Source organism: Aminobacter ciceronei, from assembly GCF_014138625.1.
Classification (GTDB): Bacteria; Pseudomonadota; Alphaproteobacteria; order Rhizobiales; family Rhizobiaceae; genus Aminobacter; species Aminobacter ciceronei.
Genome location: NZ_JACJHY010000007.1, coordinates 1 through 26,402, shown reverse-complemented (window position 1 = coordinate 26,402; position 26,402 = coordinate 1). Strand labels below are relative to the sequence as shown.

26 protein-coding genes and 1 pseudogene are annotated in these 26,402 nt (G+C 59.2%); 19 read left to right on the top strand and 8 right to left on the bottom strand.

The features are described 5' to 3' along the window. Positions 1-199 precede the first annotated feature (199 nt). On the top strand, positions 200-1,126 hold the full coding sequence (locus HNQ95_RS09080) for a DUF2493 domain-containing protein (protein WP_182573908.1): 927 nt from the start codon (positions 200-202) through the stop codon (positions 1,124-1,126). Positions 1,127-1,148: 22 nt separating this feature from the next. On the opposite strand, the gene HNQ95_RS09075 is transcribed toward HNQ95_RS09080, so the two are convergent. Next, on the bottom strand, positions 1,149-2,036 hold the full coding sequence (locus HNQ95_RS09075) for a hypothetical protein (RefSeq protein ID WP_182573907.1): 888 nt from the start codon (positions 2,034-2,036) through the stop codon (positions 1,149-1,151). A 711-nt stretch (positions 2,037-2,747) separates the two neighbouring features. Here HNQ95_RS09075 and HNQ95_RS09070 point away from each other — a divergent pair. Beyond that, positions 2,748-3,074: a DUF736 domain-containing protein gene (locus HNQ95_RS09070; protein ID WP_067965029.1), complete on the top strand. Its 327-nt coding sequence runs from the start codon at positions 2,748-2,750 to the stop codon at positions 3,072-3,074. A gap of 185 nt (positions 3,075-3,259) precedes the next feature. Here HNQ95_RS09070 and HNQ95_RS09065 read toward each other — a convergent pair whose 3' ends face one another. Both HNQ95_RS09065 and HNQ95_RS09060 read right to left on the bottom strand, forming a co-directional pair. Beyond that, positions 3,260-3,988 carry a helix-turn-helix transcriptional regulator gene (locus HNQ95_RS09065; RefSeq protein ID WP_182573906.1) on the bottom strand — a complete coding sequence of 243 codons (729 nt, stop codon included), beginning with the start codon at positions 3,986-3,988 and terminating at the stop codon, positions 3,260-3,262. A gap of 159 nt (positions 3,989-4,147) precedes the next feature. Further along, positions 4,148-4,372, bottom strand: coding sequence for a helix-turn-helix domain-containing protein (locus tag HNQ95_RS09060; protein ID WP_182573905.1), 225 nt, complete (start codon positions 4,370-4,372; stop codon positions 4,148-4,150). A gap of 584 nt (positions 4,373-4,956) precedes the next feature. Between HNQ95_RS09060 and HNQ95_RS09055 the strand changes: the two genes are divergently transcribed. From HNQ95_RS09055 to HNQ95_RS09045, 3 genes are all read left to right on the top strand, one after another. Continuing rightward, positions 4,957-5,241 carry a hypothetical protein gene (locus HNQ95_RS09055; protein WP_182573904.1) on the top strand — a complete coding sequence of 95 codons (285 nt, stop codon included), beginning with the start codon at positions 4,957-4,959 and terminating at the stop codon, positions 5,239-5,241. Positions 5,242-5,713: 472 nt separating this feature from the next. After that, a complete protein-coding gene (locus HNQ95_RS09050; protein ID WP_182573903.1) occupies positions 5,714-7,642 on the top strand; it encodes a TIR domain-containing protein in 1,929 nt (642 codons plus the stop codon). Continuing rightward, positions 7,639-9,195 (top strand): argonaute/piwi family protein, encoded by a 1,557-nt coding sequence (locus tag HNQ95_RS09045; protein ID WP_182573902.1) that lies wholly within the window; start codon positions 7,639-7,641, stop codon positions 9,193-9,195. The genes HNQ95_RS09050 and HNQ95_RS09045 overlap by 4 nt, the downstream gene beginning before the upstream one ends. A gap of 93 nt (positions 9,196-9,288) precedes the next feature. On the opposite strand, the gene HNQ95_RS09040 is transcribed toward HNQ95_RS09045, so the two are convergent. The 4 genes from HNQ95_RS09040 to HNQ95_RS09025 all read right to left on the bottom strand — a co-directional run bounded on the left by HNQ95_RS09040 (position 9,289) and on the right by HNQ95_RS09025 (position 16,393). Then, positions 9,289-12,852 (bottom strand): DEAD/DEAH box helicase, encoded by a 3,564-nt coding sequence (locus tag HNQ95_RS09040; protein WP_246340634.1) that lies wholly within the window; start codon positions 12,850-12,852, stop codon positions 9,289-9,291. Between the two features lie 63 nt (positions 12,853-12,915). Beyond that, positions 12,916-13,863, bottom strand: coding sequence for an aminotransferase (locus HNQ95_RS09035; RefSeq protein WP_182573900.1), 948 nt, complete (start codon positions 13,861-13,863; stop codon positions 12,916-12,918). A 621-nt stretch (positions 13,864-14,484) separates the two neighbouring features. Then, a complete protein-coding gene (locus tag HNQ95_RS09030) occupies positions 14,485-15,840 on the bottom strand; it encodes a phage exclusion protein Lit family protein (protein WP_182573899.1) in 1,356 nt (451 codons plus the stop codon). Between the two features lie 289 nt (positions 15,841-16,129). After that, positions 16,130-16,393 carry a helix-turn-helix domain-containing protein gene (locus HNQ95_RS09025; RefSeq protein WP_182573898.1) on the bottom strand — a complete coding sequence of 88 codons (264 nt, stop codon included), beginning with the start codon at positions 16,391-16,393 and terminating at the stop codon, positions 16,130-16,132. 135 nt (positions 16,394-16,528) lie between these two features. Between HNQ95_RS09025 and HNQ95_RS09020 the strand changes: the two genes are divergently transcribed. The 14 genes from HNQ95_RS09020 (at position 16,529) to HNQ95_RS08955 (ending at position 26,065) form a co-directional block, all read left to right on the top strand. Further along, positions 16,529-17,170, top strand: coding sequence for a hypothetical protein (locus HNQ95_RS09020; protein ID WP_182573897.1), 642 nt, complete (start codon positions 16,529-16,531; stop codon positions 17,168-17,170). A 110-nt stretch (positions 17,171-17,280) separates the two neighbouring features. Further along, positions 17,281-18,174 carry a transporter substrate-binding domain-containing protein gene (locus HNQ95_RS09015; protein ID WP_182573896.1) on the top strand — a complete coding sequence of 298 codons (894 nt, stop codon included), beginning with the start codon at positions 17,281-17,283 and terminating at the stop codon, positions 18,172-18,174. Continuing rightward, positions 18,171-18,830, top strand: a complete 660-nt coding sequence (locus HNQ95_RS09010; protein ID WP_182573895.1) for an amino acid ABC transporter permease — start codon at positions 18,171-18,173, stop codon at positions 18,828-18,830. Before HNQ95_RS09015 ends, HNQ95_RS09010 begins: the two co-directional genes overlap by 4 nt. Next, entirely contained in the window at positions 18,820-19,479 is a 660-nt protein-coding gene (locus HNQ95_RS09005) for an amino acid ABC transporter permease (protein WP_182573894.1), read from the top strand. The genes HNQ95_RS09010 and HNQ95_RS09005 overlap by 11 nt, the downstream gene beginning before the upstream one ends. A gap of 89 nt (positions 19,480-19,568) precedes the next feature. Next, positions 19,569-20,318 carry an amino acid ABC transporter ATP-binding protein gene (locus HNQ95_RS09000; protein WP_182573893.1) on the top strand — a complete coding sequence of 250 codons (750 nt, stop codon included), beginning with the start codon at positions 19,569-19,571 and terminating at the stop codon, positions 20,316-20,318. A gap of 1 nt (position 20,319) precedes the next feature. Next, entirely contained in the window at positions 20,320-21,360 is a 1,041-nt protein-coding gene (locus HNQ95_RS08995; protein ID WP_182573892.1) for a succinylglutamate desuccinylase/aspartoacylase family protein, read from the top strand. A 161-nt stretch (positions 21,361-21,521) separates the two neighbouring features. Continuing rightward, positions 21,522-21,734 carry a transcriptional regulator domain-containing protein gene (locus tag HNQ95_RS08990; RefSeq protein ID WP_182573891.1) on the top strand — a complete coding sequence of 71 codons (213 nt, stop codon included), beginning with the start codon at positions 21,522-21,524 and terminating at the stop codon, positions 21,732-21,734. Positions 21,735-21,864: 130 nt separating this feature from the next. Continuing rightward, on the top strand, positions 21,865-22,296 hold the full coding sequence (locus tag HNQ95_RS08985) for a DUF2285 domain-containing protein (protein ID WP_182573890.1): 432 nt from the start codon (positions 21,865-21,867) through the stop codon (positions 22,294-22,296). 154 nt (positions 22,297-22,450) lie between these two features. Then, positions 22,451-22,732 (top strand): helix-turn-helix transcriptional regulator, encoded by a 282-nt coding sequence (locus HNQ95_RS08980; RefSeq protein WP_182573889.1) that lies wholly within the window; start codon positions 22,451-22,453, stop codon positions 22,730-22,732. Beyond that, complete coding sequence (locus HNQ95_RS08975; protein WP_210283741.1) at positions 22,710-23,636, top strand: replication initiator protein A; 927 nt, start codon at positions 22,710-22,712, stop codon at positions 23,634-23,636. Before HNQ95_RS08980 ends, HNQ95_RS08975 begins: the two co-directional genes overlap by 23 nt. Positions 23,637-23,847: 211 nt before the next feature. Next, positions 23,848-24,318 (top strand): DUF2840 domain-containing protein, encoded by a 471-nt coding sequence (locus HNQ95_RS08970; protein ID WP_182573888.1) that lies wholly within the window; start codon positions 23,848-23,850, stop codon positions 24,316-24,318. Beyond that, complete coding sequence (locus HNQ95_RS08965; RefSeq protein WP_182573887.1) at positions 24,315-24,860, top strand: S26 family signal peptidase; 546 nt, start codon at positions 24,315-24,317, stop codon at positions 24,858-24,860. The genes HNQ95_RS08970 and HNQ95_RS08965 overlap by 4 nt, the downstream gene beginning before the upstream one ends. 68 nt (positions 24,861-24,928) lie before the next feature. Continuing rightward, positions 24,929-25,264, top strand: coding sequence for a DUF736 domain-containing protein (locus tag HNQ95_RS08960; protein ID WP_182573886.1), 336 nt, complete (start codon positions 24,929-24,931; stop codon positions 25,262-25,264). A 120-nt stretch (positions 25,265-25,384) separates the two neighbouring features. Beyond that, on the top strand, positions 25,385-26,065 hold the full coding sequence (locus HNQ95_RS08955) for a lytic transglycosylase domain-containing protein (protein ID WP_246719229.1): 681 nt from the start codon (positions 25,385-25,387) through the stop codon (positions 26,063-26,065). Positions 26,066-26,171: 106 nt separating this feature from the next. Here HNQ95_RS08955 and HNQ95_RS08950 read toward each other — a convergent pair. Further along, a pseudogene (locus tag HNQ95_RS08950) lies at positions 26,172-26,309 on the bottom strand (transposase domain-containing protein); the annotation flags it as partial. Positions 26,310-26,402: the final 93 nt, after the last annotated feature.

The following is a 26,402-nucleotide window of genomic DNA, read 5'->3' as shown; positions in this document are numbered from 1 at the left end:
ACAGGCAATGGCATCATCCGACGATTTTCCGGCGCGCCTCGATGAGGCGCTTTCCATCGCGAAGCAAAATCGCCGGCCGTCGCCATCCTCCACGGCGTTCCGGCCTTCCGCTGCGCTCCAGGTGCAGGTCCACCCCGGCCGACGCCTTCGTCGCCAAGAAGGCCGCGCTGGGTGTGGCCACGAGCGAAGGAAGACCTCCATGACCGAAGAGCACGACACGGCCAACGAACCGCACCACATCTCCCCGACCCAACATGTCCTCCAGGAACTCCAGCTCTACGGCTACCGCCCTTTTGAGGATGAACCTGATCCACGCCCCCTTCCCGAAGGCCACGTCGTCTCTGGCAGCATTACCGACATCTTCGACGCCCTCGTGGTGGCACTTTCTGATACCCGCCTCGAGCCCGACCTAGAAGAACTGCTCTGGGGCACGGTCAATCTCTTTCACCGCGCAGTCGGTCGAATTGAACGCGAGCTCGACGACAACGAAGTCGCCCAGCACCGCCTCCAGCGCGAACAGGACGGGTCTGAAGTGAAATCGGTCGAACTCGAACGCCTGACTGCACAGGGGCAAACCATTCTCGAGCGGCGCAATGCTTTCGAACTGATGCGCGACCAGGCAGCAGAACAGTTCGAACGCTCCACCCACTCGATCTGGCGGCCGCGCACCGGCTCGATGGTCAGCCATCGCAACCTTACTGCAGCACTGATCGACAGCCGGGACTTCCTTGCCGCCAAGCGACGCGCCGAGAACGAGACACTCCTGCCGGCCGGACCCAAAATTGCCTTCACTGGCGGGGTCGACTTCAACGACCATCGCCTGATCTGGGCCAAGCTCGACCAGGTCCATGCCAAACACCCTGACATGGTGCTGTTGCACGGCGGAAGCCCGAAAGGCGCCGAACTCATTGCCGCCAAATGGGCAAGCCATCGCAAGGTTCCGCAGATCGCCTTCAAGCCCGACTGGACCAAACATGCCAAGGCCGCGCCGTTCAGACGCAACGACGCAATGATCGAGGCGATGCCGATCGGCGTGATCTGGTTCCCCGGCACGGGAATTCAGGACAATCTCGCCGACAAGGCTCGCAAGCTCGGCATACCTGTCATGAGAGCTAGCGGCGCATAAGCACGGCTCTCAGATTACCCGGTTACAAGACAAGCTTCATTGCTTTGGCCGCCTCGGCGGCGAGCTTCTTGGCTCCATTGTTATCAGGATGAATTTCATCGTGCCAAAGTCGTCCGATGGTGTTTCGGAAATCCACGACCAGCGCACGCCCTTCGCTTCCCCTGGCAACCTTCAACAGCGCATCGTAGAAGCGATTCACGAGGATCTTGACTATTTCGCGCGGCAAGAGGGTAGCCGTATCAAACCCCAATTCTTCAAACCTTCGCCCTAGATATTGACCGTTGGGTTTTGGGATCGAGTAGTCGTATCCATGCATGACAAGCTTAGTACTCTTAGGTGCACTCCACTTTACGGTCTCGCGAAGAATGGTGCGATAATCGCGGACTACCCCGCGGAGAAAGTAATCGAACTCATCCTTGACATAGGTTTGGGCGTTTTTGGAGCCGCCCCCTTCGCCATACGGGCGCACAAAATTCTTCATGGCGTCGCCGCCAAAGAAGTCGACACCGCCACCCGAAAAGACAAAGAAATCGAACGTTCCCGCACTCAGCGGCTGCTTGTACTGCTTCGCCCCGAACGTCTCTCGAAACGTATCTCCAGGCCAGCCAATATTGTTCACATAGTATTTTCTGGCGATCACATCAACGAAGGTGTCAGGCTGCCCTGGGATATTTGTAAGTATATTTACCCATGAATCTCCCTCAGCCAGGATCCTCTTCTTGGTCGAATACGATCGATCAGGCTTGTCACTGAATGCCCTCTCGAAAATGGCTTGATCTGAGGCGTCTTGATGCTCTTTGCTGACATTCTTCTTGCGCCGGATGATCAAAATGAATGCGCGATCTGGATCTGGAACTACCTCGATCCCTGATGCGATTATCTTCCCACGCTCTTCGTCATAAGCAGCCATTGTGCATCCCCCAAAGTTGTGAAATTCACAGCAAGTATATTGTCTCCAAATATTTGAGATGTGAAGCGCCCACCAGGAACCAGGCCGTACGTTGCTGGGCGGCACCGCCGGTTCATCGGCACGAAGTACAAAACACTGCCAGTGAGATGTCCCAGCCTTCATCGTCACCGGTTTGCGCAAGGAGCAGCACATAATTCCTGCCATCAGCAACACCTTCAGGCGGGGTCGCACCCCACCGGGCATTCTCGGCCATATCGAGCGACGAAGCGGCGGCAGCCACGATCCCCACGGACTCAAGTGATGTTGTCACGTGGCGCGAATGCGTTTGACGAGACTTTGATGCGGCCGGACTTGCAGAGTTTCGGACGATCCGCACGGCGCGCAGTGTTGGCGGCGAGAGATTAGGATGGCACGAGGTTCCCAGAGGTACCTGCTTGATCCATCACACTGACGCGCACCAAAGCGGTCTCATCGATGGGTGCTTTTTGCCTGGGGCCGGCTTCGCCTGATCGCCTTCGGCGCAATGGCTTATCGCGACTTTCTTCCCCTGCCGCTGCGCGCCATTCCTCGCGGGCAACAAAGTCGCGCCAGCGCCATCCTCCGCTTCCGCTTCGGCCCCATGGGTGCGCCGTCGATCGCCTCCAGCCTGTCGATCACCATCGAGACCGCAATGGTGCGGGCTCGAAACAGACTGGATCAAGGAGAAACACCATGGCTACCATCGGCACCTTCAAGAAGTCCGCCAACAACGAGTTCACCGGCGAAATCGTCACCCTCAGCGTTCAGGCCCGCAGCGTCCGCATCGTCCCCGAAACCCGTGCCACTGGCGACAACGCTCCCAGCCACCGGGTCTTCGTCGGCCGGGCCGACATCGGCGCCGCCTGGACCAAGCGCTCCAATGAGGGTCGCGACTACCTGAGCCTCAAGCTCGATGACCCGAGCTTCAATGCTCCCATCTTCGCCAACCTCTTCGACGATGAGGACGGTGACGGATACAGCCTCATCTGGTCTCGCCCGGGTCGCCGCAAAGGCGAATAAGGCCCCTCTCAAGCCCCGCCCGGATAGTCCGGGCGGGTGCTTTTCGCCCAAAACAGCTAATGGCTACATAGTCGCCTGGCGTCGAAGAAGACGAGTGCTGGCAGTTTCCCGCTACCGATCAGGCGCGCACCAGATGACGCGTACCTTAGCTGCCCCAACTGGGCCATTCTGGTTTCTTGGTATTGTCAGGGGTAGATTTCCCCTCGCCGCACAGCTTCCATAGCCGCCTGGATGGTATTTACCGCGTCGAACTTCTCTCTGACATTGCTCAAATGTCGCTCGACGGTGAATCTCGAGATTCCCAGGATGCAGGCCACGTCCTCAGCCGCCTTGCCGGCCGCTATCCATGTCAGCACTTGTCGCTCTCGATCAGTCAGATTGATCTGGGGGGATTGCCCGCCTCCGCCATTCAGCCGGCGCAAGGCCCGGTAGGCATGCACGCAAACCGTTTCAAGGATTGGAACGTCCTCGGGCAAAAGCTCGATACGCTCACCCGCCGCTGTCACGACCGACGGAACTCGTCGAGGCTCATGGACAGGAACACACAGGCCGTCCCTCAGTCCGAACTCCGCGGCCTCGCCCATGACCCGTAATTGTCCAGTGGTTATCTCTTTGGGCGACAAGTCACGCCAGACAAAAGGCTGTCCGACCAAGCGGCTGCGTGAGGCGCACGGATCTTGGGTGAAATGCTCGCTGGCAAGGTAATGTTCGAGCCACTCCACCGGCCATCCGTCATAGAGGATTTCGCGCTGCCAGGGCCCAACCTGCGGTGACGGCAGGCCGGTGATAAGCAGATGACGAAATCCGAAAGGGCGCAATATGCCGACAAGTTCTTCCAAAACCTGAGCTGGCGTAACCGCGGCGTCAATTCTGGCGAGCGCATCAGTAAGTGTTGCGAACACCTTGAGGTTCATCGACCACACCCTCCCCACCGCTGCGGAACTTGTCAGCGTTGATGATGGCAGGGCAATTCAAACTCGTCAGGTGTTTTTAGCTTTCTTTCAGCAGAATGCTAATTATAGATTGCATTCGTATGTACTTTAAAAGCGTGGCGCCAGCATACGTCTCAACAATTATCTCCCTTCCCCTGCCGGATACTTCAATAGATCTGCAGGTTCCACCTCCAGCACCGTCGCCAGCGCTTCCACCATGTCTAGAGTTGCATTGCGACGCCCAGCCTCAGCCCCGCTGAGATAGGCGCGGGCACAACCGGCAAGATGAGCCAGTTGCTCCTGCGATAACCGGCGCTCACGGCGTCGCCGCTGGAGATTCAGACCAAATACACCACGAAGGTTCATCTCGTGAATTTGTCGACTATGCATTGAGTGGAGATGGCGACAGATAGATCGTCCGCAAGAATCCCCAGCAGCCACGCCACATGGCTTCCGGGCAGCTTCAACGGCCCCGGGCTGGCGCTCCAGAATGAGACTGCCACCCAAGCTCCCTTATCAGCGTGGAAGCTGCATGGCAGTGGGTAAGCAGACCAGCTGCTGCCGAGCAGAACACGGCCAGAGACTTGCCCGCTTTCGGTTACGTTGATTGAGCTGTGCCCTACTGGCCTCGGAACGTCGTCCAGCAATCTCCTCGACCACTCGAACCGCGTCCATTCCCATCCGTCACGCGGCTCTATTGTAACAAGGTTTTCGGTTTCGCGAACAGGAGCGCAAGGCCAACCCGGAAGCGACGCCAACCATTTTTCATCATAGATAGTGTTGGCGACCACCCAATTCTGGATACCCCAGATGCTCCCCCGCCAATTGCGCAGCGCGTAACGCCTTGACTCGGCCTCGTGGCTGGTCGCTGAGATACCCACCCTCCTCCAGAAAGTCCTTCCAGTTACCAGACCACCGTGGAGGCAACCTCGATCATCCTCGAACACCCCTTGAAGAAGCTCGCCGTGATGCGCGGTCACATGCCCTTCGGCCAGCGTTCCCAGCCCCAATCGGCGATCGTCGGCGGCGTCTGCCATAGCCCAGTCTCCGAACAACGAGACTTTTCGAATGATGGGACTGCTTCTCCAGTACGTCACTTCCAGGATACTGGTTTTGACTTTGAAAACTGCGGCCTTACGCTGGGACCCTCAGTAAATGTGAAGGCCTTGCTGATTCCAGCTGACCATTCGTCGGAGGCGATCAGTCCCGGTTCCTCCTACGTGGCGCTATGCTGAACCTCCTTAGGTCGCCTTGCTAACCGATCGAAGTGGCCGCGAATTTGCTCCGACATCATCCCGGCATTGTTGTCCTGTCAGACGTGCCGATGTCTTCGCTTTATGCGCTGCTTTCTTTTGCGCCGGCACTGTACAGGCGTACCGGCCGTTGGTGCTCCAAGCCGCGACGCTTCGCGGACTGGGAAGTCCGTCTAGGGGCCGGAAGAAGACGGGCAGCTTGTAGGAGCAAACGAGCGATAAGCTGCCATCTAGCGGACACCGAACCGAAATGGGAAAGGAGACCTCGTGAACGCAGCCACCTCCGATCCATGTCATTTGCTATCCAGCTTTTTGTTGATGTTCGCGTCCGACTGCGCGGCTCAAGAGGCTATGAGCAATTGTCGGCTGTTTAGTTGTTGGCAAAGACTAGTCGCCACGGAATAGCACGCCTGATTGCTTGACTGCTCATGAATTGGGCACTCATCTTAACACGATGGCATATGACTTCTCGAGTTTGTCACACAGCGAGTTTGAGGATTTGGCCCGCGACCTGATCGGTAGCGAGATCGGAATGCGTTTCGAGGCGTTCCCCGAGGGGCCAGATGATGGGATGGACGGACGCCATGCTCTAGCAGATGGCGCGATCGTCCTGCAGGCCAAGCACTATCACCGCACCGGATTCTCGGGCTTGAAGTCCAAGATGGCGAAGGAGCGGCAGTCCATAGACCGGCTGGCGCCGAAGCGCTACATCCTCGTAACATCGGCGCCGCTCACGCCGAAAAACAAGAGCGCGTTATCCGAGATCATCGGCCCCTCATTGCAAACACCGGGCGACATCTTCGGTCCAGGCGATCTCAATGCGCTCCTGCGTAAGCATTCGAATATAGAAAAAGCCCATCAAAAACTATGGGCGCAAAGCACATCAGTTCTGGAAACGGTTGTCACCGAAGCGGTCGGGAAGGCCCTCGCGAAGGCGGGCTCGATTCCCGTTGTCCTCGCCAGTCTGCTGCCCCCTAGGGTGCCAAACGGGAACGCAGCGCCTGTCGAGAATGCGGTCCGCGACACGATCTTTCTGATCAAATCGTCGCCGATCGACGACGAATTTACCCTTTGGCTCGCGCCCAAGCTCGAGGCTGAAGGGTATCGCGTTTTCGCCGACATCTTGACGCTTCAGCCGGGCGACAGGTGGCGCCGGCTGATCAATCAGGCGCTGCAATACCGAGCAGCGAAAGTTCTTCTCATCTGCCGCGATGCCACGCTCGACGACCCGAATGTTCAGGACGATCTCGACATCGCGCTGGAGGTGGCGAAGGAAATCTCCGACCCTCGCTTCATCATTCCGCTGCGGCTCGGGGCAGGCAAGAAGGTCAAGGGCGTTGGAGACGCGGTGACCGTCGATTTCGTGCGCGGCTGGGGAGAAGGCGTCGGCCTCCTGCTTGATGCCCTCCAGCGGCAAAAGGTGCCGCGATCCGCCGGCCCGCCAGTGATCGATCCTAACTGGGAGATCTTCCGACGGCGCGGCGCGGTACCGCTCGTCGAGGAGGCCGAGCGTTTGACCTCGAACTGGCTTCGGGCGGCGGAGGCACCAGATGTCATCCGATACTTCGAAAGCACCGGAGTGATCGAACAAAGACTTCTGGATCGCACACTTGAGGCCTTTCCCTATCCGTGCGCCGTTCAAGGCTCCGGCATTATCACCTTCGCCGATCAATCGGAGATTGATGCGGCGTTTGCATCCGCAGGGCGCTTCAAGCTCAAGCACGAGATCCCGTTGCTGGATTTTGTCGACAACGGTTTCCCTCCCCTCGGGATGGAGCGACAGGTCGCATCCAACCTAGTCATTGCGATGATCAAGAGAACTTGGCTGTCCTTCTGCCGAGAGAAGGGCTTCGTCGAATACCAATACTCCAACGCTATCGGTTTCCACGCTTCGGTCATGCAGGCGCCAACCGGGCAGCGCATTCCGTGGGGCAAGCAAGGCGATCGCCGATCCTCGATGCTTCGGAACGTCGCAAAGGGACATATCTGGCAGTTCGGCGTCACCGCGATGCCCTATTTCTGGCCGTTCTGGCACCTAAAACTCAAGTCACGGGTTCTGTTCTCGGTCGACAACGGTAAGCCCGAGGGGCTCGGCATCGATGATGCCAGAAAGCTGCATCGTCTGCGCCGAAGCATTTGCAAGGGTTGGCGCAACAAGCAGTGGCACGGTCGCATGCTCGCTTTCATTGAGCTTTTGTCAGGCGAATCGGCCTACATCCGGCTGGCTCTGTCGGCGAAGTCAGCGCTTGCAATCGAGGCGGCGCCCATGCTGTTCACTTCGCCGGTGAGTACCATGCTTCCCGATGTTCTCGACACCGATGAGGAGGAGGCGGACATCAGCACGCTGGGGCGGCCGGACAACGACGAAGAGGTCGAAGCATGAGATTTCCGGAGAAATCGCTTCGGGTCGAGCACTTCGACGAACCGCAGCTGGAATTTGCATTCTCGCAGCGCAGTCCGCATCCCAAGGACGGACTCTTTTTGTATGGGCCGCACGCGAAGGCGAAGAAGAGCCGCGAGATCCGGGTCGGCGTGGTGGGCACCACCGATGGGATCGGGCATTTTCGAAGATGGGGACGCAAGCTCCATTCGGTTGTGCAGGTTCCGCCGCCCGGGAAAGGCGAAAAGGCTGACCGGCTGCACCTGGCGAATTTCCCCGGTCTCGATGAGGCGTTCGGGATTTCTTTCGAACCAGATGAATGCAGCACGCTGTCGATTGCGTGGAAAGACATCGATCGCGCGACGCGCATCATCAACCTCAATGAGGCCGTAGACAAGGTCGCGCGGCTTTTCATCGATCGCGTCAGGCGCCATCTGCGCAATGACGAGCGATCAGTCGACGTCTGGATCTTGGTGCTGCCGGAGATCGTCTACGAGCGCTGCAGACCCCAGGCCAAGCGAACCGGCCTGCCAATGGAAAAGGGGGATTTCACCAAGCGGCAGAAGTCCAAAGAAAGCATTCCGCTACTCTCCGCCATGGGCGTCATCGATCAAACCGAGGAGGCGATTTTCGAAGACGTTCCCGATTTTCATCGCAGGATCAAAGCCGAGTTTCTGAAGATAGCGCCGACGCAGCTCGTTCGTGAAACGACACTCGCGCCGGAGGCTTTCCTCAACAAGGCCAACTATCCGGTCCGCAAGACCCAGGATGCGGCGACTGTCGCCTGGAACCTCGCGACCGGGCTCTACTACAAGACACAGCCGAAACCACCGTGGCGGCTGGCGGACGTGCGGCCGGGCGTTTGCTACATCGGCATGGTCTATAAGAGCCTTCCGCATGACCCCGACGGACATGCCTGCTGCGCCGCGCAAATGTTTCTCAACGAGGGAGACGGTGTCGTCTTCCGCGGCGCCAATGGACCGTGGAAGACCGGCGACTACGATTTCCACCTCAAGGCGCCGGCGGCGAAGAACCTGCTTGCCCTTGTGCTCGAGACTTATTCCGAGACCCATGGGGGGCCGCCCAAAGAGCTGTTCATTCACGGACAGACCTATTTCAACGACGAGGAGTGGAACGCCTTTGTCGACGCGGCTCCGAAGGAGACTAACGTCATCGGAGTGCGGATTCGATCGACCGGTGGCGAAACGAAACTCTTTCGGGATGGCGACTATCCCGTGCTGCGCGGGACCGCGCTCCTGCTCGATGATCAAACGGCCTATCTCTGGACGACGGGCTACGTACCGCAGCTCAACACCTATATCGGGCCGGAAACACCCAATCCGCTGCACATCACCGTGATGCGCAGCAAAAACTCCAAGCCTGATATCAGCACGGTCTTGGGAGACATCATGGGTCTCACCAAGATCAACTACAACTCGTGCAATTTCAATGATGGCCTGCCCGTCACCGTGCGGTTCGCACGGATGGTCGGGGACGTACTCACGATGGGTTCGGCGAAGGGAGAGGAACGCCAGCCGTTCAAGTTTTATGTCTGAGCGCGCGTTCAAATTCGATAACCGCAGGCGTTCAGCAGTGGCGGAAACCATCAGCGGGTTTGGCTTTGAAAAAGCAGGTGTCCTCCGAACATGTCAGAAAGTCCTGGTTACCTCTGGGTGGTGACCTGCCGCTCCAAGCTGGAAGTCGTACCGGAAGATCTCTGGACTCCGCAGAAGGCGGCTGCGAGCGGAAACAGCGAGCTGATATCCAGCCGGATCGATCCACTGGATGAGATCAGGCCTTTCAATGGGGATAACGGAATATTGGCCATTGCGACCGTCTGTTCCCTCGAGATCGGCGGGCAGTGACCTGAACCGCGGTTTGTCGGTGGCAGCAGATGTCCGACCGCGCGCCCACTGCAGGAAATTCTGCGGGTCGATCAGTGCTTCGCTGTCCTTCGGATCAAAGTCCTCACGTTGGTGCATCCAGTCGAGGAATTCGGTTCTCAGAATGCCCATATCATCACGTGACCTGGCGATCCCTTGGGACATGGTAAAAGCAACAAAAGGGTCAAGCGTTCCCCAACGGAGTAGTTCTTTGGCCCAGAATGCAAACCAGGGCAGGTCCGACGTCTGACGCCAGGTGGCCAGATTCGGCGTGGCGAAAGGGTCAGGGTTTTCTTCAGACCATCGCTGTGCAACAGCAGCGCCGATGGCCACTCCAAGCCTGAATTCCAGATTGTCAGCCACAAAAATCTGCCATGACCGAAGATCGTTAACAGGTGGCTGGGGAGCATCCGTGGCTGCCATCCACCACGCAAGTACTTCATGCCACCGCTCAAAAAGATTGCGCCCGGTCACAGTGTCCCTGATGGAGAACCCGAAGCCCCGATCATCGGCAACGATGTTTCCGAGCTGATGGAATATCGCCAGACGATCATCGCTCTGCATGGCGCCGTAGCGGTCCGTATAGTGCAGCACATCGATCAGCAGTTCAGCCGCCGGCCGGAAACGCTGGCCGATGCATGGAGTGTAGCCATAGGTGTAGAGACGCTTTCGCTCCTGCGAGTCGGGATAAACAGTTTCCACAAGGCCTTTCCCTCGCTGGATAAATGCGCGCTCCATCCAGTCTTCGTAAGCGGCAGCGACACGCGAGAATGTGTTTTGCCATACATTTGTCAGAGTTGCTTCCAGCTGCGCAGCTGTTAGCTGTGCCGGCTGGAGGCTTTGAACCTCCTCAATAGCGGACAGTATCATACCGTCCAACTCATCTATGCTGTCGGCGAGACGGGCTCCGGCGGCGGGAGAAGCTGTTCCCGCTGCCGGTGATACCATCAGTGGAGCCGCAGTTTCGAGCCAGTCGGTGAAATCGGCTGCCGTCGATACACCCAGCTGCACGGCACGCTGGCGGATTGATTTCAGCAGCACTGACAAAGGACTATTGTGCTCGCCACCGCCCGCGGCTTCAGCACTAAGACGTGCGAACAGGCGATCGTACTCCGCCCGCCTAGCGATCACTTGGTTCTGTTGCGTTCGCCTTTGTCCCGGAGCGGTTGTCCACACGGCAGCTGGCAGGACAACAAGCGTTATGCCCTCCATCCCTTTAGCGGCGCCTGGGCGTCCTGCACGTCCAGCAAGGTTGCGGAACTCGGCTGTGGACATTGGGTGCTCGGTTCGCTGCCCAGTTGCAACGTCAAAGGAGCTCCTGATTACCGACGGCAGGAGGATAAGATCGAACGGCAGGTTCACACCTTCGGTTAGCGTGGCTGTCGCAATGGTAATCCGGCAGATTGACCGCTCGATCAGCGCTACCATCATGCGCCGCAGGCGCTGGGGCATCTGGCCGTGGTTGGTGGCAATTCCTCGATCCAGGAGCGTCAGCTCGTGAGACTCCACGCCACAGTAATCGGCACAGACCATCCTCGTCGTACGGAACAGCTCGGCATCCGGTCCGTCGGCCGGCGGTGTGAAAGGTGGTGCGTCCTCCCAGCCATTCAGCGAGAACGCCTCGGCATACCATCTAATTGTGTCCTCTGGGCTCTGGGCTACTGAAACCAGAATTCGCCGCTCTCCTTCAACCAGATGGAGAGCAGTCCACAGGATCGCCAGCTGCGTACAATGATTGAGACTGCCCCGAATGCGCGCAAGGGGCTGCGGCATCTGTGGGATACGAAGCCGCATGTATACATTCTGGGCACGGCCGCGCACCGCCAATATACGGTCGTTCAGCATGTCGAAGAGAATTTCCGGCGCCGCGTTTGGGCGCACTTCCAAGATACCGATAGCCTGCCGGGTGCTGCGGTAGTAGGACCCGACAGCGGTGGCATCAGGATTACCCTCAATCCATTTTGCAACGGGGTCTGCTGCACCGCCCGCCACGGCGGTCAGGGCGACACGGACAATATCCGGCTTACGCGCGAGAGTCCTAGAAATGAACGTTTCCAGGCGAACGGCACGGTTCGTATGCTCGGCGAGACTTTCCTGTTCATAAACGGTATCGTCGATGACGACTTGGTGTGCCTCGTCCACCAAAAGGAGCTTGAGGCGTGCGACAAGCATTGGCCCCAGGTAGCGCATCAGAGCATCTGCCTTTTCAACCGTGGCGATTAATACGGTGGGTTGATCCGCTGTAAACCAAGCATCCGTGATACCCCAGTCCGCCCCTCCATAAAGCCCCGTGACGATAAATTCGCGACCGAGCTCGGCGTTCAGTTTGGCTTCGACCTCCCCTGCGAGTGCCCTTGATGGTACGATGTAGAGTGCAAGAGGTGCGACACGTCCGTCCGCAACAAGAAGGAGTTCCTTGACGATCGCTAGATTGGCGACAAGCGTCTTGCCTGATCCGGTGGGTGTGCAAAGCGCAAACGATGAATTCTGGAGAAGGCGCTCTATACCCTGTTGTTGGGATTGCCACAGCACTCCACGCCCCTGGGCATACTGTCTGCGGGCGAAGCCGTTCAGATAGTCGAGATACGCAGGCGTGAAATCGGCCAGCTGGCGTAACGGCCGATAGATGCTTGCTTTGGAATACCGCTCTGCGGCCGACCGGATGAAGAAGGCGAGCATTGCTACATCTTCTGGAGCGTATCGCACCAGAAACAGCTCGACCTGGCGCAGATGAAGGATCGCGGCGTTTAACCTTTCATGGTCACCGATACGCAGACTGTTTGCTCCGAGCCCCACCGATCTCACGAGTTCGACTGTAGCCAGCCATGAGAGATCGGTGCCGGGATCTTTAACAAAAAAGCCCGCACCAGCTTCCCGCACCGTTAGTTCCGGGTTTGTCTGCCAGAACGCGGCGACACGCTCTATGACGTTGTCAAAATTCGCACTCAGAAAGTCAGCAAAGAGCAGTAATCCGTCATTCTCTACCCTGCTCTGGCTTAGAAGCCCCGCTGCCATGGCCGGGAGGCCGCCCAATTGGTAAGCGCCGGCAGCGAAGAGAGCGAGGGGTACAACCTCTCTGAGACTGTCGTTGGATCGGGCAAGCCACTCAAAGAGTTCGCCTGCGCGGCGGAATGCCAGTGCTGCGTCTGCAGCGCTGCCTCCCGCAACGGTCTGAAGAACGTCGCCTGCATGAAGGAGCCTGTATGCTTCATCCAAGGTTTCCGCGGAATCATTTTCTGACCATTGGATCGTGCCGACCTGCCAGGTGGTTTGGATTGAGCGGACGAAAGCACGAGCCTGTCTTGCCGTCAGGATCTGATTTTGGCCCAATGAGCTTCGGGTCCTGTTTGCAATGGCAACTCGCTCTGCGTCCCTGGTTGGCATCTGCTCCCCTTACGGCCACATGCCTTCGTACAAGGCGTCGATGAGCGAATCACCGTCAGATAGAATGATCTCAACAACCTGGAGGTCTCTATCCTTTGTGTGCTCTATGGGCTTGTTCTCCCAGTCCAGAAGAGACTCCCCAACGTTTCGCGAGGCGGCACTGCCGCCTGCCAGAAGGATCACGTCGGTTCTGTCGACCGGATCAGGATTTTCTAACTGAAGAATCCTGTCGAGGGACAGAATTACGTCTGCGTACTCATCCGGTGCCAGCTCCTGCAGAATTTCCTGCAGCTGCCGTACGCCCATTGGGACATCGACGGACCGATTGATTTCAAACCAGACGCCTTTCCCATTATGAACCTTCACACCTGACCCTGCCGGATCATCAATTTTATCGCCCAGCATCACGATGTCGAGGACCGAGGGGGTCCACGTCTTCCGCCACTTCGCCTCCCCGGCGATAAAGCGCGTTACGGTGCCTTCGTCATTGATCACTACACCGATGAAATCATCGCCCTTTCTACCGAATTGCTGCCGCTTTAGCGATGAATCGCGCGAAAGGTTATAGATAAACAGCCTAACATCCTCGTGGTTTCGAAAGAGGAAAACGGGCACAACCCATTCGTGCTCGCCTACGAAATCCATCGCTTCGGCCATCATGCCTGAAATTACCTCTCCAAATAGGCCACGTCTGGTAGTGGGATGGAGGCAGTTTGGGTACTTTGCGTCACATCCGGGCGAACCGGCATCCGGATGCAGGCTCATTCCAGCATATGCGTGGAACTTCTGTCTGGCATCGGCGTGCGCGGATTCAAAATATGGTCGCAGGCCCTCACGGATGCTGTCATCTCCCGGCGCCTGCTGCTCGAGCAGAATATGGCCATACCGTCCCTTGATGGTCGGATATGCCTTCAACCATGTATTAATAACTTCGAGTGGCGGCGCTTCGGTATGCATGTTTCACGTTCAATGTTCTTGTTGTTGCTGTAATTGTACAAGCAATCCCTTGGGCGGGAGGTATACCTTACTATTTTGGTAGTGCATTGCTAAACGACGGCTTCTGGATCATTCCACTGAGTTCCGTAGCGTTGCCCTCGCTCAAAGTCGAGTGGCACGGCAAGATCGCCCGAACAGATGCGCACTTGCTTCTACTCTTCCCATTGGTTGTGAAGATTAAGCCTCACCAAGGAGGGGCCTCGGACCCATAGCGATACGCCCAGTCCGGATTGAAGCGGCGTCCAGCCGGGACATACACACAGACTGTGTGCGCTTGTGTTTCCAGCGGCTGATTACGACACGGCTCCTGATAGCTTGGCCGGACCGGGGGATGTGGAATGTCGGCTTTAGGAAGTTGATTGGCTGAACTGGGGCGCTTTGCAGACTGGCGAGCTCGGTCGTGGTTGAACAGCTTACCCGACCGGCCATGCACATATGTGTTCACCTCACATGCTCCCGCTTTTGAAATCAAGGCGGATGGCGGGCAGGTTCGCCCTCGCTACTTATCGCACGTGAGGCCGGTTCGCGACGTAAGCTGACTTGCCGATCGTAAGCGACCGAGTGTGCATTCTGGCGGCTGCTCTATGCAGCAAGACTCGCCAGAAGCTCCTCGTCACTGAGTGACTGCACGTGATCTAGAACGGTATCGAAGAAATCACGCGCATAGCGTTGCAGCGTGCTCGTATAGAGGTGCTCGCCGGCGTTTATTAGCTCCAGTCGCCTCAGGCGCTCATTGGCCCGCGGATGTGTGTCCATGCGCTCCAAGAACGGCACCCGGTTACCCAACCTATCCCTAACCAGCTCCCCAGCTCGCTGGATAAAGTCCATGTAGATAAACAGTAGGTAGGCCGCACCAAGGGCACGCTGGTGCTCGTGCAACTCGAACGCCACGTCAGTCTTGAGATTATTATTCGCATTTGGCTGCCGATCGTCGCTACCTATTTGCTTCATGCGACCGATCAGTCTTGAACGCATCAGGCCTAAGGCGAATGTGTCGGCTCCAAATTCAAATTCGTGCCGAACCGTGGTGACGTCTCCACCCATTTCCTTTGCAGCCTGAAAACGCTTCGGATGGTTGAGGGCGACGTGGCCGAGCTCATGACTGACAATGAAGTCTACCTGATCGCTAGTCAGGTTGTGTAGCATTACCGCCATGTCCTCGCCATAAAGCACAACCGAAGGCTCGACGAGCTTCGTCGCCACAACGTCTGACCAGAAGTGCAGTACTATCGGCACGATCCCGCGCCATGCACGCGAGAGCCTTGCCGGCCCAGCCATCTTCTGGGTGGAGTGGTAGTGAAGGAGGTATCGGTTGAGCTGCTTTAGAATTGGCTCAAGTGCGTAGTTCAGCGCAATGACATGCCTCTCATCGAACCCCCACGTGGTCGCATTGAACTTGGCCTTCTTCACGAGCGCGACGGCTACCTTGTCTAGCCCGAACCGCGCGACGTTCTCCGTCGGCAAGTTGACCATCACCCGCAGGAAGGCAAGCCGCCCCCAGTAAGGCAGAAGACCTTCCGCAGACGAGAACCGGCCCGCGATCTCACCTACCCACGTCGTCAACACCTGATTGAGGACAAAGTCGAACGCGGCCGCGTAGCGGATGTCTTCTTCATTCCGCGGCTCTGGCCACGTGAACTGGAACAATGATCGCAAACCCAGAAAGAGCATTTCCTCCGCGCGGACCGGCGACTGCTTTTGGAATTTTCGGATCTCAGTGGCCTGCGCTTCGTCGAACCCGTCAAAGCCGGCGTAGTCCGCCACCTGGATCTGCTCAAGATCGAGAGCGGACATCAAAGGCGTGGGTCCATCGCCAAGCACTCCCCGAACCTGACTCCCCACTGCCGCAAGGATGCCGAAGATGCCAGCCTGTTCGATCACCGGAAGACACTTGTCGTTGTCTTCACTCAGCCAGCGGGCATACGGATTATCGATCATTCTGCCACCTTAACAGGGCCGCCTGAGACGTTCCGGGTAACTTTGGTCACGGCGCGAACAATGGATCCCGGAGCTGACCGTTGCTTGACCGCGAGGACCAGTTATAGGGCTACAATCCAGCAGGCAAAGCAGAATGTATGGCAGCTTTCGAACGTCTTTGATCACACGCGGAATGTCCGATGTGGGGCGCGTTGCTGACTTTTCGCTTGCAGCGCGCTGGTGGCCAGGGAATGCAGACTATGCGCCCCTCTTCCAGCTCGAAGCCGGATAAGGGGTCATCGCTTCAGCGCTAAGTTCTAAAACGAACACCCACGCCGCCGCCGTTTTTAGAAACGAACTCAACGCCGGCGGCTTCCAATGCCTGTCGAATGGCCCTCACGTTCGCCGCAGTGAGGGATGTTGCGCCATCTTCAACTTCCGCTCGACTCACAGTTGCAACGCCAATACCAGCAGTCTTCGCAAGCTCTTTTGCGCTCCAATGCACCAGCGCACGGGCCGCGCGGATTTGGGCTCCGGTGATTTCGTTGGCATCATCTGATTTCGAATTGATCAATCTAAACTCGTGTGCTACCTAGCTGTTACTTGAGACTGTAGTTCACTCTCGCGGTATCAAAGGAACTGCGGCTGTATCCGGTGCAGGAACACCGAATACAGCCTGACCAAACCTAAGCTGGTTGGAGCTCGGATCATGGCTGATTCCGACAATACCACAGCTTTGCCTTTCGTCACCCAAGGGGGACGAAGGAAGAGCTGTGCTGTGGATGACGATGGGGCAGTTGGCGATAGTGTACATCCCGTGCGTTTGCGAGCGCCCCTCGACCCGTGTGTTGTCCTACTGCAGGAATGGGAACAAGCACACCACATGGCCGTGGTTTTGTGCCGGCTTCAGCAACGGCTGGAGATACGGATCAGGAACGCACTGGCTTCTTCCTTAGCCCGTGGTGAATCTGAGAACGACCAGCACAGCACACCGCAAGCGTCGGTGCTGATCGATCGTCAGGCACGTTGGGACGAGCTCGACCGGGAGGTCGGATACTCGCGAGCCCGAGCAGCCGAGGCACAAGCCGTTGAGGCCGAAGATGACATCCTCGACGCTGTTGCCACCACACCCGCCCAGTCACTTGCCGGGGTGATCGCCAAACTAAAGATCATCGTCGGCGGTGGCGAGAACATGGGGGACACGTCGGCATTCCCCTGGCCGCAAATCCAGTCGGTCTTGGCGGACCTCAAGGCATTGGGCGAAGGCGGCCTGGACCTTGAGACCAACGGTCTTCGCCCATCCGTGTCCAACAGCACCACAGTCACAAAAAGCCATCCACGGCGAAGCTGAATGCACTGCCGGATCGCGGGAGGCGAGGCTGCGATGCCACGCGGCCACGCATCAGGCGCGCCTGCATCGGCCGGCCGCCGGCACAACTTTTACAACAATGGGAGAGAGAAATGACCTTCAGAAGTTCTGTACGCCTGCGGTTTGCGCTCATGTGGAGCGCATTGATTGTGCTGATCTTCGTCTTGCCTGGCGGCGCGGCCTTGGCCGAGCCGACGAAGGAGCGTGTCCTGCGCGAAGGCAAGATCGTCATCGGCATCCACAACCGGACCCCATGGGGTTTTCGCGATGAAGCCACTGGCGAGGCAAAAGGATGGCATCCGGACCTGCTGAGGGCTGCCTTCTCCGAACTCGGCGTCAAGGAGCTCGACATCAGGGTCACCGAGTTCGGGGCCCTGATCCCAGGCCTGCTCGCAGGCCGCTTCGATGCGGTGGCCTCCGGTCTGTCCATCACGCCGGAGCGCTGCCGGCAGGTCGCCTTCGGTGCACCCGATCTGAAGGTGCGTGATGCAGCCATCGTGCTCGCCGGCAATCCAAAACAGATCCATGGCTTCGAGGACATCGTCAGCCAGAAGATCATCATGGGTGCCGGGCGCGGCAGCGTGTCTGTCAGGAATGCGACTGCCGCCGGTGTGCTCGAAAGCAACATGCTGCTGTTCCCCGACATTGAAGCGAACATCTCGGCGCTGCGCTCTGGCCGCATCGATGTGACGGTGCTGTCGTCTCCCACCGCAATCGGGCTGTTTGCGAGCGGCAAGCTTCAGGGACTGGAGAGTGCCAAACCCTTCGTGACGACAGATGAACAGGCAACATATGCCGCTGTCGCCTTTCGCAGCGAGGACCAGGATCTGAGGGCGTTGTGGGACGAACGGCTTGTTGCCCTGACGAAGGACGGTACGGTCACCAAGGTCATGGCCAGATATGGCTTTGGCGAGACCGAGATCGTGCCCGATACCGTCACCGTCGAGAAGCTCTGTGGCGGTGGCACGGCTGGTGCCAGCAAATGAGTGTTCTCGAGATCTGGCTCGGTATCCTTCAGGGGTTTCGCGTCACCGCTCTGGTGACGCTCTATGGCCTTGTCTTTGCCATCCCCTTTGGCCTCATCTTTGGCGTTGCCCAACATCTGACCACGGGCCCGGCACGGTTCGTGGTGACATCGGTCATCGAGTTCTGGCGCAGCTCCGCCGTCATCATCCTGCTCTTCGTGTTCTATTACGCCCTGCCTTTGGCCGGTCTGGCACTATCGGCGATGACGGTCAGCGCCATGGTGCTCGGGCTCAACATTGGCGGTTATGCCAGCCAAGCGGTCAGAGCCGGCCTGCAGGCGCTGGACCGTGGCCAGAAGGAAGCTGGCCACGCATTGGGGCTGTCTCGTTCCACCATCCTGTTGCGCATTGAACTGCCGCAGGCGCTGGTGGCGATGAGCCCGACCTTCATCAACCAGCTCATCCAGCTGGTGAAGGCGACATCGCTTGTCTCACTGGTGACGCTGACCGACATGACCTTCCGCGCCAAGGAGATCTCGCAGATCGAGTACGACCCGGTGCCGATCTACACCTCGCTGCTGCTCGCCTACTTCATCGTCTGCTATCCGGTCGCCCTTTTCGGGCGCTGGGTAGAACGGCGCATCAACCCGGCAAGGGAGGCGCGTCGTGCAGTTTGATGTCGCCTTTGCGCTTTCGACGGTGCCGACCATCCTTGGGGCCATCGGCATGACGTTGCTGGTGGCAGCAAGCAGCTGCGTCGGTGCCTCGGCAATCGGCTTCGGCTTTGAGCTCATCCGCCGCTCTGGTGGCTGGGGCGGCCTCCTCGTCGGCTTTGTGATCGACTTCATCCGGGCGACGCCGGTGCTGGTCTGGCTCTACTGCCTGTATTTCATCTTGCCGTTCTACGGCATTCGCCTTGGTGCGCTTGCCACAGGCATGATCGGGCTCAGCCTCTATTACAGCGGCTATCTCGCGGAGGTGTTCAAAGCCGGCATCGATGCCATCCCCAATGGCCAGGCGGAAGCCGCAAAGGCATTGGGTCTCGGCAGGATGGATATGACCATCTTTGTCATCGCGCCGCAGATGCTGCGCAACATCGCAGCGCCCATGGGCAACTACTTCGTCTCGATCCTGAAGGCGACGCCCTATCTGGCGGTGCTTGCGGTGCCAGAGATGTTGGGGCGTGCCTTCGACATTGCATCCGACACCTATCGTTATGCCGAGCCGCTGACGGTTGCCGGCCTCATCTTCCTCGGTCTCGCACTCCTCATTTCGCAAGCCATCAAAAGGCTCGAGATCAGGCTGCTTGGCCCGACAGCCAGGTAGCCGACCGGCCGATGCCCCAGCGGCCAGCTACATCTTAGATAAATCAATTGTTTAGATCGCTGCCTTCAAGCGAACTCTAGGGAGTCTCCATGACCCAGACAGACGACAAACCTGCCGTCCAGATCGCCTCGCTCAACAAGTGGTATGGCGCTTTCCATGTGTTGAAGGAGGTCAACCTGACCATCCCAAGCGGATCCCGCGTCGTGATCTGCGGACCCTCCGGTTCGGGGAAATCCACCCTGATCCGCTGCCTGAACGGGCTCGAGGCCTACCAGCAGGGAACCGTGACTCTGGGCACGATTGAGTTGGGTGCCAACGCCAGGGAGACAGTGCTGGCCCGCCGGCAGACTGGAATGGTGTTCCAGAGCTTCAACCTGTTTCCACATCTGACGGTTTTGTCGAATTGCACGCTGGCGCTGCGCCGGGTGCTTCGCATGCCACGCAACGAAGCCGAGAGCCTGGCGCGGCATTTTCTGGAAAAGGTTCGCATTCCCGAGCAGGCCACCAAATATCCCGCGCAACTGTCAGGCGGACAGCAGCAGCGGGTGGCGATCGCGCGTGCGCTCTGCATGAACCCGCGGCTGATGCTGTTCGACGAGCCGACCTCCGCGCTTGATCCCGAGATGGTCAAGGAGGTGCTCGACGTTATGACCGGGCTGGCTCACGAGGGTATGACGATGATCTGCGTCACCCATGAGATGGGTTTTGCCCGCGAGGTTGCCGACCAGGTCGTGTTCATGGATCAGGGCAGCATTGTCGAGCAGGCCTCACCGGTGGCCTTCTTTTCGACGCCAAATCATCCGCGCGCCCGGTCTTTCCTCAACACGCTGCTGCATTGACATGGAGATGTCGCCGGCGGGCGAAACGCGTATCTGGACAACTCTTAACTTCGACCGGGATGGCAAGCAGCACGATTGGCTGCGACTGCCGTTCTCGACTGACCAATCCGCCTATGGCGTCATTCCGATCCCGATCACCTGCATCAGGAATGGCACCGGACCGACCGCACTGCTGATTGCCGGCAATCATGGCGACGAGTATGAGGGCCAGGTTGCGTTGAGCAAGCTGGCTCGTCAGCTCGACCCCCTCGACATACGCGGCAGAATCCTCATTCTTCCTGCGCTCAATTATCCCGCCGTCGTTGCGGGGCGACGCCTCTCCCCTCTCGACGAAGGCAATCTCAACCGGCTGTTCCCGGGCGAGGCGAACGGCACTCCAACCCAGATGATCGCCCATTATGTCAGCTCGGTTCTGCTCTCAATGGCCGACATCGTCATTGACCTGCATTCAGGCGGTAGATCCCTGTCATATCTTTCCTGCTGCCTGATACGCGTTGGCAAAACGGGAGCCGAAACGGCAAGGCTCATGGAACTCATGCAGGTCTTCGGCGCCCCGATCGGATCCATTAGCGACGGCACCGGTGGCGGAGGGGCAACGACCCTCTCTGCAATTGCCCAGGCTCGTGGCGTTCCAACCCTCACAACCGAGCTGGGAGGAGGCGGCACCTTCTCAACCACTGGCGAGGCAATTGCCAGCCAAGGTATCTACCGCGTCCTCAAGCACATCGGCGTCTTGCCCAATGCCGAAACCAAACCGGCGCCACCTGTCCGGCTGATGCAGGTCGCCGGGAGGGGCGCGTTCACCTATGCCCCCATTCATGGCATCTTCGAACCTGCTGTCGAACTCGGCGACTCTGTCGACACCGGTCAGACCGCAGGCTTCATTTTTCCTGTCGAAGGCTCCCAGAAGCCGCTCGAAGAAGTCTGCTTTTCTCAGCCAGGCCTCGTGGCCTGCCGCCGCGCGCCAGCCCTTGCCGCCCCCGGAGACTGCCTGTTCAAGCTCGTGACCGATGTCGGGGCGATGTGCGTGGCCAGCACATGACAAAGCCTCAAGAGAAAACAGGGTGGTCGGGCGGCGACTTCATCCCACGGCCTGAGTAAGCGCGCAGCCCATCAATCACCTCCGGTCAATCCCGGTTTTTTGGGATTCTCTCTGCTTTTCCACTGCTTTACGCGGATGGTCCGCAAATCGCAGGAGGATGCATGAAGCCGGATTCGTCTGAGTGGCGTAGCTCGCAGGCCTACGATTTCATAAGCAATGTGCCTCCAGATGCCCTCGCCTGGGAATTCCTCCGCCGCAATCCAGCCTATCAGCGCGAATTCGCAGACATGCAGCAAATCAACCCCACGCCGAATTCCCTCTCCCCGAACGAACTGCGGTCGCAGTGGGGGCTTCGATTTTCCAGCAAATCCTGATCGCCCGGCAACCAAGCAGCCGGTTTACTGGACACCCGAGGTCGATCCTGGTGTCATCCTGCTCATCAACACGCCGCCGCTGCTGGCAGACGACGCGGACGTCGTCGCCGCTTTGCCGCCGGCGGTTTCAATGCGTGACGAGCTGGGCGAGCACCTGCGTCCCCTCTCGACAGCAAATGGCTGCCAGATCACGCTGCTTTACGGCACCGACTGCGCGCATCCCCTGGCTGCGATAGTACCCCTCGACGCCAAGGCCTCCGAACGGCTGTCATCCCTGGATAGATTTATCAGATCGTCCATGGGAAGCAGCGTACCCGACAAACGGCTGACATCATCGCAACGCACTCGCCTCGGCCATATGCTTCGCGCTCTCGACGGTCGAATCGAAGGGGCTTCCCATTTCGAGATAGCCCACGCCCTGTTCGGTCCCCGCTTCATTGTCGCTGACGAATGGCAGGATTCGCCATTTCGTTACACAACGCTGCGCCTGGTTCGCGATGGCCACAGAATGATTGACGGCGGCTACCGCCAGCTCCTGCGGTTCCGGCGGCGTGAAGCCTGACTGCTCGTTGCCAAAGTCCGGTGGCAATGTGCCTGTCCGTGCGAAATAGGCTCCATCCATTCCGCACCTGAACAACGCCGGAGCCCTTCTCCATCATAGCCCATGTCCGCCGCTCGATCTCAGCGGCTTTCACAAAAGTAATGGAGATGCCCCGATGAACGGTCGAAACGCCGGCTTGCCGCCGCGCTTTCTGCGCACCAAGGAAGCGGCTACGTTTCTAAGCCTGTCGGCCAGGACGCTCGAAAAACACCGCACCTACGGGACAGGCCCCAGCTATCGCAAGCTCGGCGGCCGGGTCGTCTATGCCATCGACGATCTCCAGGCCTGGGCCAATCGCGGAGCCATGACCTCAACGTCCGACCCGGGGGGTACCGTCCTCCCGGCCAAACGCCACCCCCTTATGCCTGCGGCACATGCCGACCGCTTGGCCCGTTGATCGCTCGGCTGCCCCCTTGTCGGCGCGGAATTGCCTACCTTCTGAGCGCGGACAGCTTGATCTGTTCCATGCGCTCCCCGGCGACTTCGTTCCCCGCGATGCACAGGACCTCATGGCCTATCCATTCTTTTCCCTCGCAAAATCCAGACGGACAGCACCCATCGATTTCAAGGCCGGTGGCGTAACCATCCGGGTCGAAGCCATACCGGATCATGGCATGGCAACGATCTGGGACGCCGACATCCTAATCTGGGCCGCCAGCCAGATCGTCAACGCCCGTGATGCCGGACTACGGACATCAAGGCTGATGGCTGCGACGCCCTACGAGATCCTAACCTTTACCGGGCGCGGCGTCAGCTCACGCGACTATCAGCGCCTGAAAGCCGCGCTTGATCGTCTCCAGTCGACCACGATCGCGACCTCCATCCGCCAGCCAGCCGAGGGCCGGCGCCATCGCTTCTCCTGGCTCAACGAATGGCAAGAGCGGACCGACCGGGATGGACGGCCAGTCGGCGTCGAACTGATCCTGCCGGATTGGTTCTATCGCGCGGTCCTCGATGACGCGCTCGTGCTGACCATCGACCGGACATATTTCGATCTGACCGGGGGCCTCGAACGTTGGCTATACCGCATTGTCCGCAAGCACGGCGGACACCAGCAATTCGGCTGGAGGTTCGACTTCGTCCATCTGCACCATAAGTCCGGCAGCCTCTCGCCGCTCAAGCACTTTGCATACGACCTGCGCGACATCGCCCGACGACAACCCCTGCCTGGCTACCGCCTCGGCATCGAACACCAGGTCGACGGTCCGGACGTCCTCACCTTCGTCGCCACCAATCCGGCCGCTTTCACCTCGCCACGCCTGGCTCGGAAACCATCAACCCGCTTCGGGGACAAGCTGTGAATATGCTCGTGCTATCGGGGACGACCCCAGTCGTGCCATCGGGGACCCGACCTTCGTGCTATCGGGGACCGGAATTGACGATTCCTCGTCGGATTCCAGTGCCTTGGAGCCGCCGTAACGTCTCTAACCCAGATTCTTTCAGAATCTTTCTAACGCACCCCTGCCTTCGCCGGCATGAGGATGACGGCCCTACAACTGCGGGGAGCTCGTCATGAACGCAGCACTCCTCACCCATGTCGAACTGACCTTTGTCGAGAAGAGGATCGAGCACTGGATCCGCTTCGGTCGGGCAGCGCACGAACAACGTATCGATCGCCGCCGTCGCATCCTCTCCTTCCAGCCCGGCACGATCTTCGCCTTTGTCCGCTGGGCTTCCAATGACTTCGGCACAGTGATCTCACGGATCGACATTGTGCGTGCGGTCGCCCGCGGCGAAGCCTATCAGACGCTGCCTTTCGTCCGTCCAGGCGGCGACATCCTGCTCAAGATCGATAGCTGGCCCAAAGTCGAGCGCGTGCTTCAGGTGATCGATGCGATTGAACGTCTCAGTATCGATCCCGAAGCCGTTTCGCCCGATCACTGGCGACACATCCACAACCGAATGACAGCTGGCCAAGAGCCACGGGCGTACACGCTCGACCAGCACCGCGGCTTCCTTCTGCGCCTGAAGGCGAAGCCATGAGCCGCCTCAGCACCGTCCTGACGACGGCACTCGCGGCGACAGGCGTCGGCTATCCGGCGCTCACGCCTATGCCGATCAGGCTGATCTGGAATACTTCGGCCAGTGCACCGATCGGCCTCTACTCGGTCGATTTCAACGGTCCGCTTGAGGTCACCGATCTTGTCGCCGTCGATCCTACTGAGCCGCTCGCGACCTTCCTGGCCGAGCGTGGCTATCTGCCGAAAGGTGTCCCGCTCGTGAAGCGCGTTCGCGCGGTCTCCGGGCAAACCGTCTGCCGTTCGAACGTTCTCATCACAGTCGACGGCATCGAGGCTGGCACCGCGCTCGAGCACGATCGCGCGGGCCGTACATTGCCGACCTGGAGTGGATGCCTGCGCATCCCCGCTGACGAAATCTTCCTCATGAACTGGGAGGTCCGCGACAGCCTCGACGGTCGCTACTTCGGCCCCATTTCCATCGACCGCATCATTGGCCGCGCCATCCCTCTTTGGACCGACGAGGAAGGTGATGGCCACTTCGAATGGCGCGCGTCAACGCGGTGAGCGCGCAATTGGCTGCGTACGTCTCACCGCCGCCCCTCATCACCGCCGAACCAGCAAGGGAGTTATCCATGCCACAGATCGGACTGTTCACGCGCGACGGACACAGCTTCTCGGGCCACATCCACACCTTCACGCTCGACCTCGCACTCACCATCGTACCGATCGAACCAGGCGACAGTGATAACACACCCGACTACCGCGTGCTGCGCGGCGCCGATGACGGACCGGAGGTCGGCGCAGGCTGGACTCGGACCAGCGAGAAAGCCGGGGAGTATGTTTCGTTGCAGCTCGACGACCCGACCTTCCATGAACCGATCCGCGCACGCCTGTTCCGGAAGGGTGACGACGCGACCTCATGGTCATTGCATTGGAGCCGTCCACGCGACCGCAGCGAGACGGCTTGAGTCATGCCCTGCCGCGACGTTCCAATCGCTTCTCGGCTGCGCCCAACGCGCAGCCGATCGGTCGCCGGACAGCGACAGCCGGTTCGCCGGTTCGCGCTTCGTCTTCTTTCCGGCCTCCTTTTGTCGGCCTGCTCGGTCGGCCCGTCCATTGCGCAAGCCAATGCGGTACATCAATCGGAGCCCAGTGATCCTTATGCCGCCCACATCGCCGAAGCTTCTCGACGCTTCGCAGTTCCGGCTGCCTGGATACGCGCCGTCATACGCAAGGAAAGTGCAGGCGACGCGCGCGCCGTGTCCAGCGCCGGCGCGCTTGGCCTGATGCAGATCATGCCTGGTACCTGGGAGGAGCTACGCGGTCGATGGCCGCTCGGACAGGACCCGTTCGATCCGCGCGACAACATCCTGGCGGGCACCGCCTATCTCAGTGAGATGCACGATCGCTTCGGATCGCCGGGTTTCCTCGCGGCGTATAATGCGGGCCCGGCACGCTACGAAGGCTATCTCGCCGGCCACCCTTTACCGGCCGAAACCCTTGCTTACGTCGCAACGGTTTCCCTCCTGATCGACGGCGGTTCACTCACCGAGCCGGCATCGACGCCGGTGGCACCTGGTGGCGCGGAAGCGCTGACGTGGCGCCACTCGCCGCTTTTCGTTCGAGCCCCCGTGGGCACTGAGCCGACGCTGTCCGAGCGCGAGAATCATGCAGCCGCGGAGCGCTCCGTTATGCCCGATGCCGTTGCCATCACGCCGCGCTCAAACGGCCTCTTCGCCGCGCGCACCGGCATGGGAGACCAGTTTTGACTGTCGTCGCAGGATGGCGGTGTGTGGGGGGCATCCGGCAGCGCTGGGGAAGGTACGGCGTTAGTGCTGGAGAAACGACGTATGCGTCCGGGGGCTGCACGTGATGTCAGCTCTTGACGGGATTTTGCGCTTTCCACGCCCATGGCAGGAGTTCATCGAGGCTGCTGACGGGATGCCCATCGAGCATGCGCTGCAGTACGTCGGCGAGATAGGAGTAGGGCTCGACATCGTTGAGCTTGGCAGTTTATGCCGACCGTCGAACTATGCCGAGTGCCTCTTTGACCATGGCGGTTGGAGTGCGCTTCTCCCGCCGTTTTGGCCGGAGATCAGCCGTTGG

Bases quoted from the DNA above. Each gene is read 5' to 3' on its own strand.
- HNQ95_RS09080 (WP_182573908.1), top strand. From the start codon at position 200: ATGACCGAAGAGCACGACACGGCCAACGAACCGCACCACATCTCCCCG.
- HNQ95_RS09075 (WP_182573907.1), bottom strand. From the start codon at position 2,036: ATGGCTGCTTATGACGAAGAGCGTGGGAAGATAATCGCATCAGGGATC.
- HNQ95_RS09070 (WP_067965029.1), top strand. From the start codon at position 2,748: ATGGCTACCATCGGCACCTTCAAGAAGTCCGCCAACAACGAGTTCACC.
- HNQ95_RS09065 (WP_182573906.1), bottom strand. From the start codon at position 3,988: ATGAACCTCAAGGTGTTCGCAACACTTACTGATGCGCTCGCCAGAATT.
- HNQ95_RS09060 (WP_182573905.1), bottom strand. From the start codon at position 4,372: ATGAACCTTCGTGGTGTATTTGGTCTGAATCTCCAGCGGCGACGCCGT.
- HNQ95_RS09050 (WP_182573903.1), top strand. From the start codon at position 5,714: ATGGCATATGACTTCTCGAGTTTGTCACACAGCGAGTTTGAGGATTTG.
- HNQ95_RS09045 (WP_182573902.1), top strand. From the start codon at position 7,639: ATGAGATTTCCGGAGAAATCGCTTCGGGTCGAGCACTTCGACGAACCG.
- HNQ95_RS09035 (WP_182573900.1), bottom strand. From the start codon at position 13,863: ATGCATACCGAAGCGCCGCCACTCGAAGTTATTAATACATGGTTGAAG.
- HNQ95_RS09030 (WP_182573899.1), bottom strand. From the start codon at position 15,840: ATGATCGATAATCCGTATGCCCGCTGGCTGAGTGAAGACAACGACAAG.
- HNQ95_RS09020 (WP_182573897.1), top strand. From the start codon at position 16,529: ATGGCTGATTCCGACAATACCACAGCTTTGCCTTTCGTCACCCAAGGG.
- HNQ95_RS09015 (WP_182573896.1), top strand. From the start codon at position 17,281: ATGACCTTCAGAAGTTCTGTACGCCTGCGGTTTGCGCTCATGTGGAGC.
- HNQ95_RS09010 (WP_182573895.1), top strand. From the start codon at position 18,171: ATGAGTGTTCTCGAGATCTGGCTCGGTATCCTTCAGGGGTTTCGCGTC.
- HNQ95_RS09000 (WP_182573893.1), top strand. From the start codon at position 19,569: ATGACCCAGACAGACGACAAACCTGCCGTCCAGATCGCCTCGCTCAAC.
- HNQ95_RS08995 (WP_182573892.1), top strand. From the start codon at position 20,320: ATGGAGATGTCGCCGGCGGGCGAAACGCGTATCTGGACAACTCTTAAC.
- HNQ95_RS08990 (WP_182573891.1), top strand. From the start codon at position 21,522: ATGAAGCCGGATTCGTCTGAGTGGCGTAGCTCGCAGGCCTACGATTTC.
- HNQ95_RS08985 (WP_182573890.1), top strand. From the start codon at position 21,865: ATGCGTGACGAGCTGGGCGAGCACCTGCGTCCCCTCTCGACAGCAAAT.
- HNQ95_RS08980 (WP_182573889.1), top strand. From the start codon at position 22,451: ATGAACGGTCGAAACGCCGGCTTGCCGCCGCGCTTTCTGCGCACCAAG.
- HNQ95_RS08975 (WP_210283741.1), top strand. From the start codon at position 22,710: ATGCCGACCGCTTGGCCCGTTGATCGCTCGGCTGCCCCCTTGTCGGCG.
- HNQ95_RS08970 (WP_182573888.1), top strand. From the start codon at position 23,848: ATGAACGCAGCACTCCTCACCCATGTCGAACTGACCTTTGTCGAGAAG.
- HNQ95_RS08965 (WP_182573887.1), top strand. From the start codon at position 24,315: ATGAGCCGCCTCAGCACCGTCCTGACGACGGCACTCGCGGCGACAGGC.
- HNQ95_RS08960 (WP_182573886.1), top strand. From the start codon at position 24,929: ATGCCACAGATCGGACTGTTCACGCGCGACGGACACAGCTTCTCGGGC.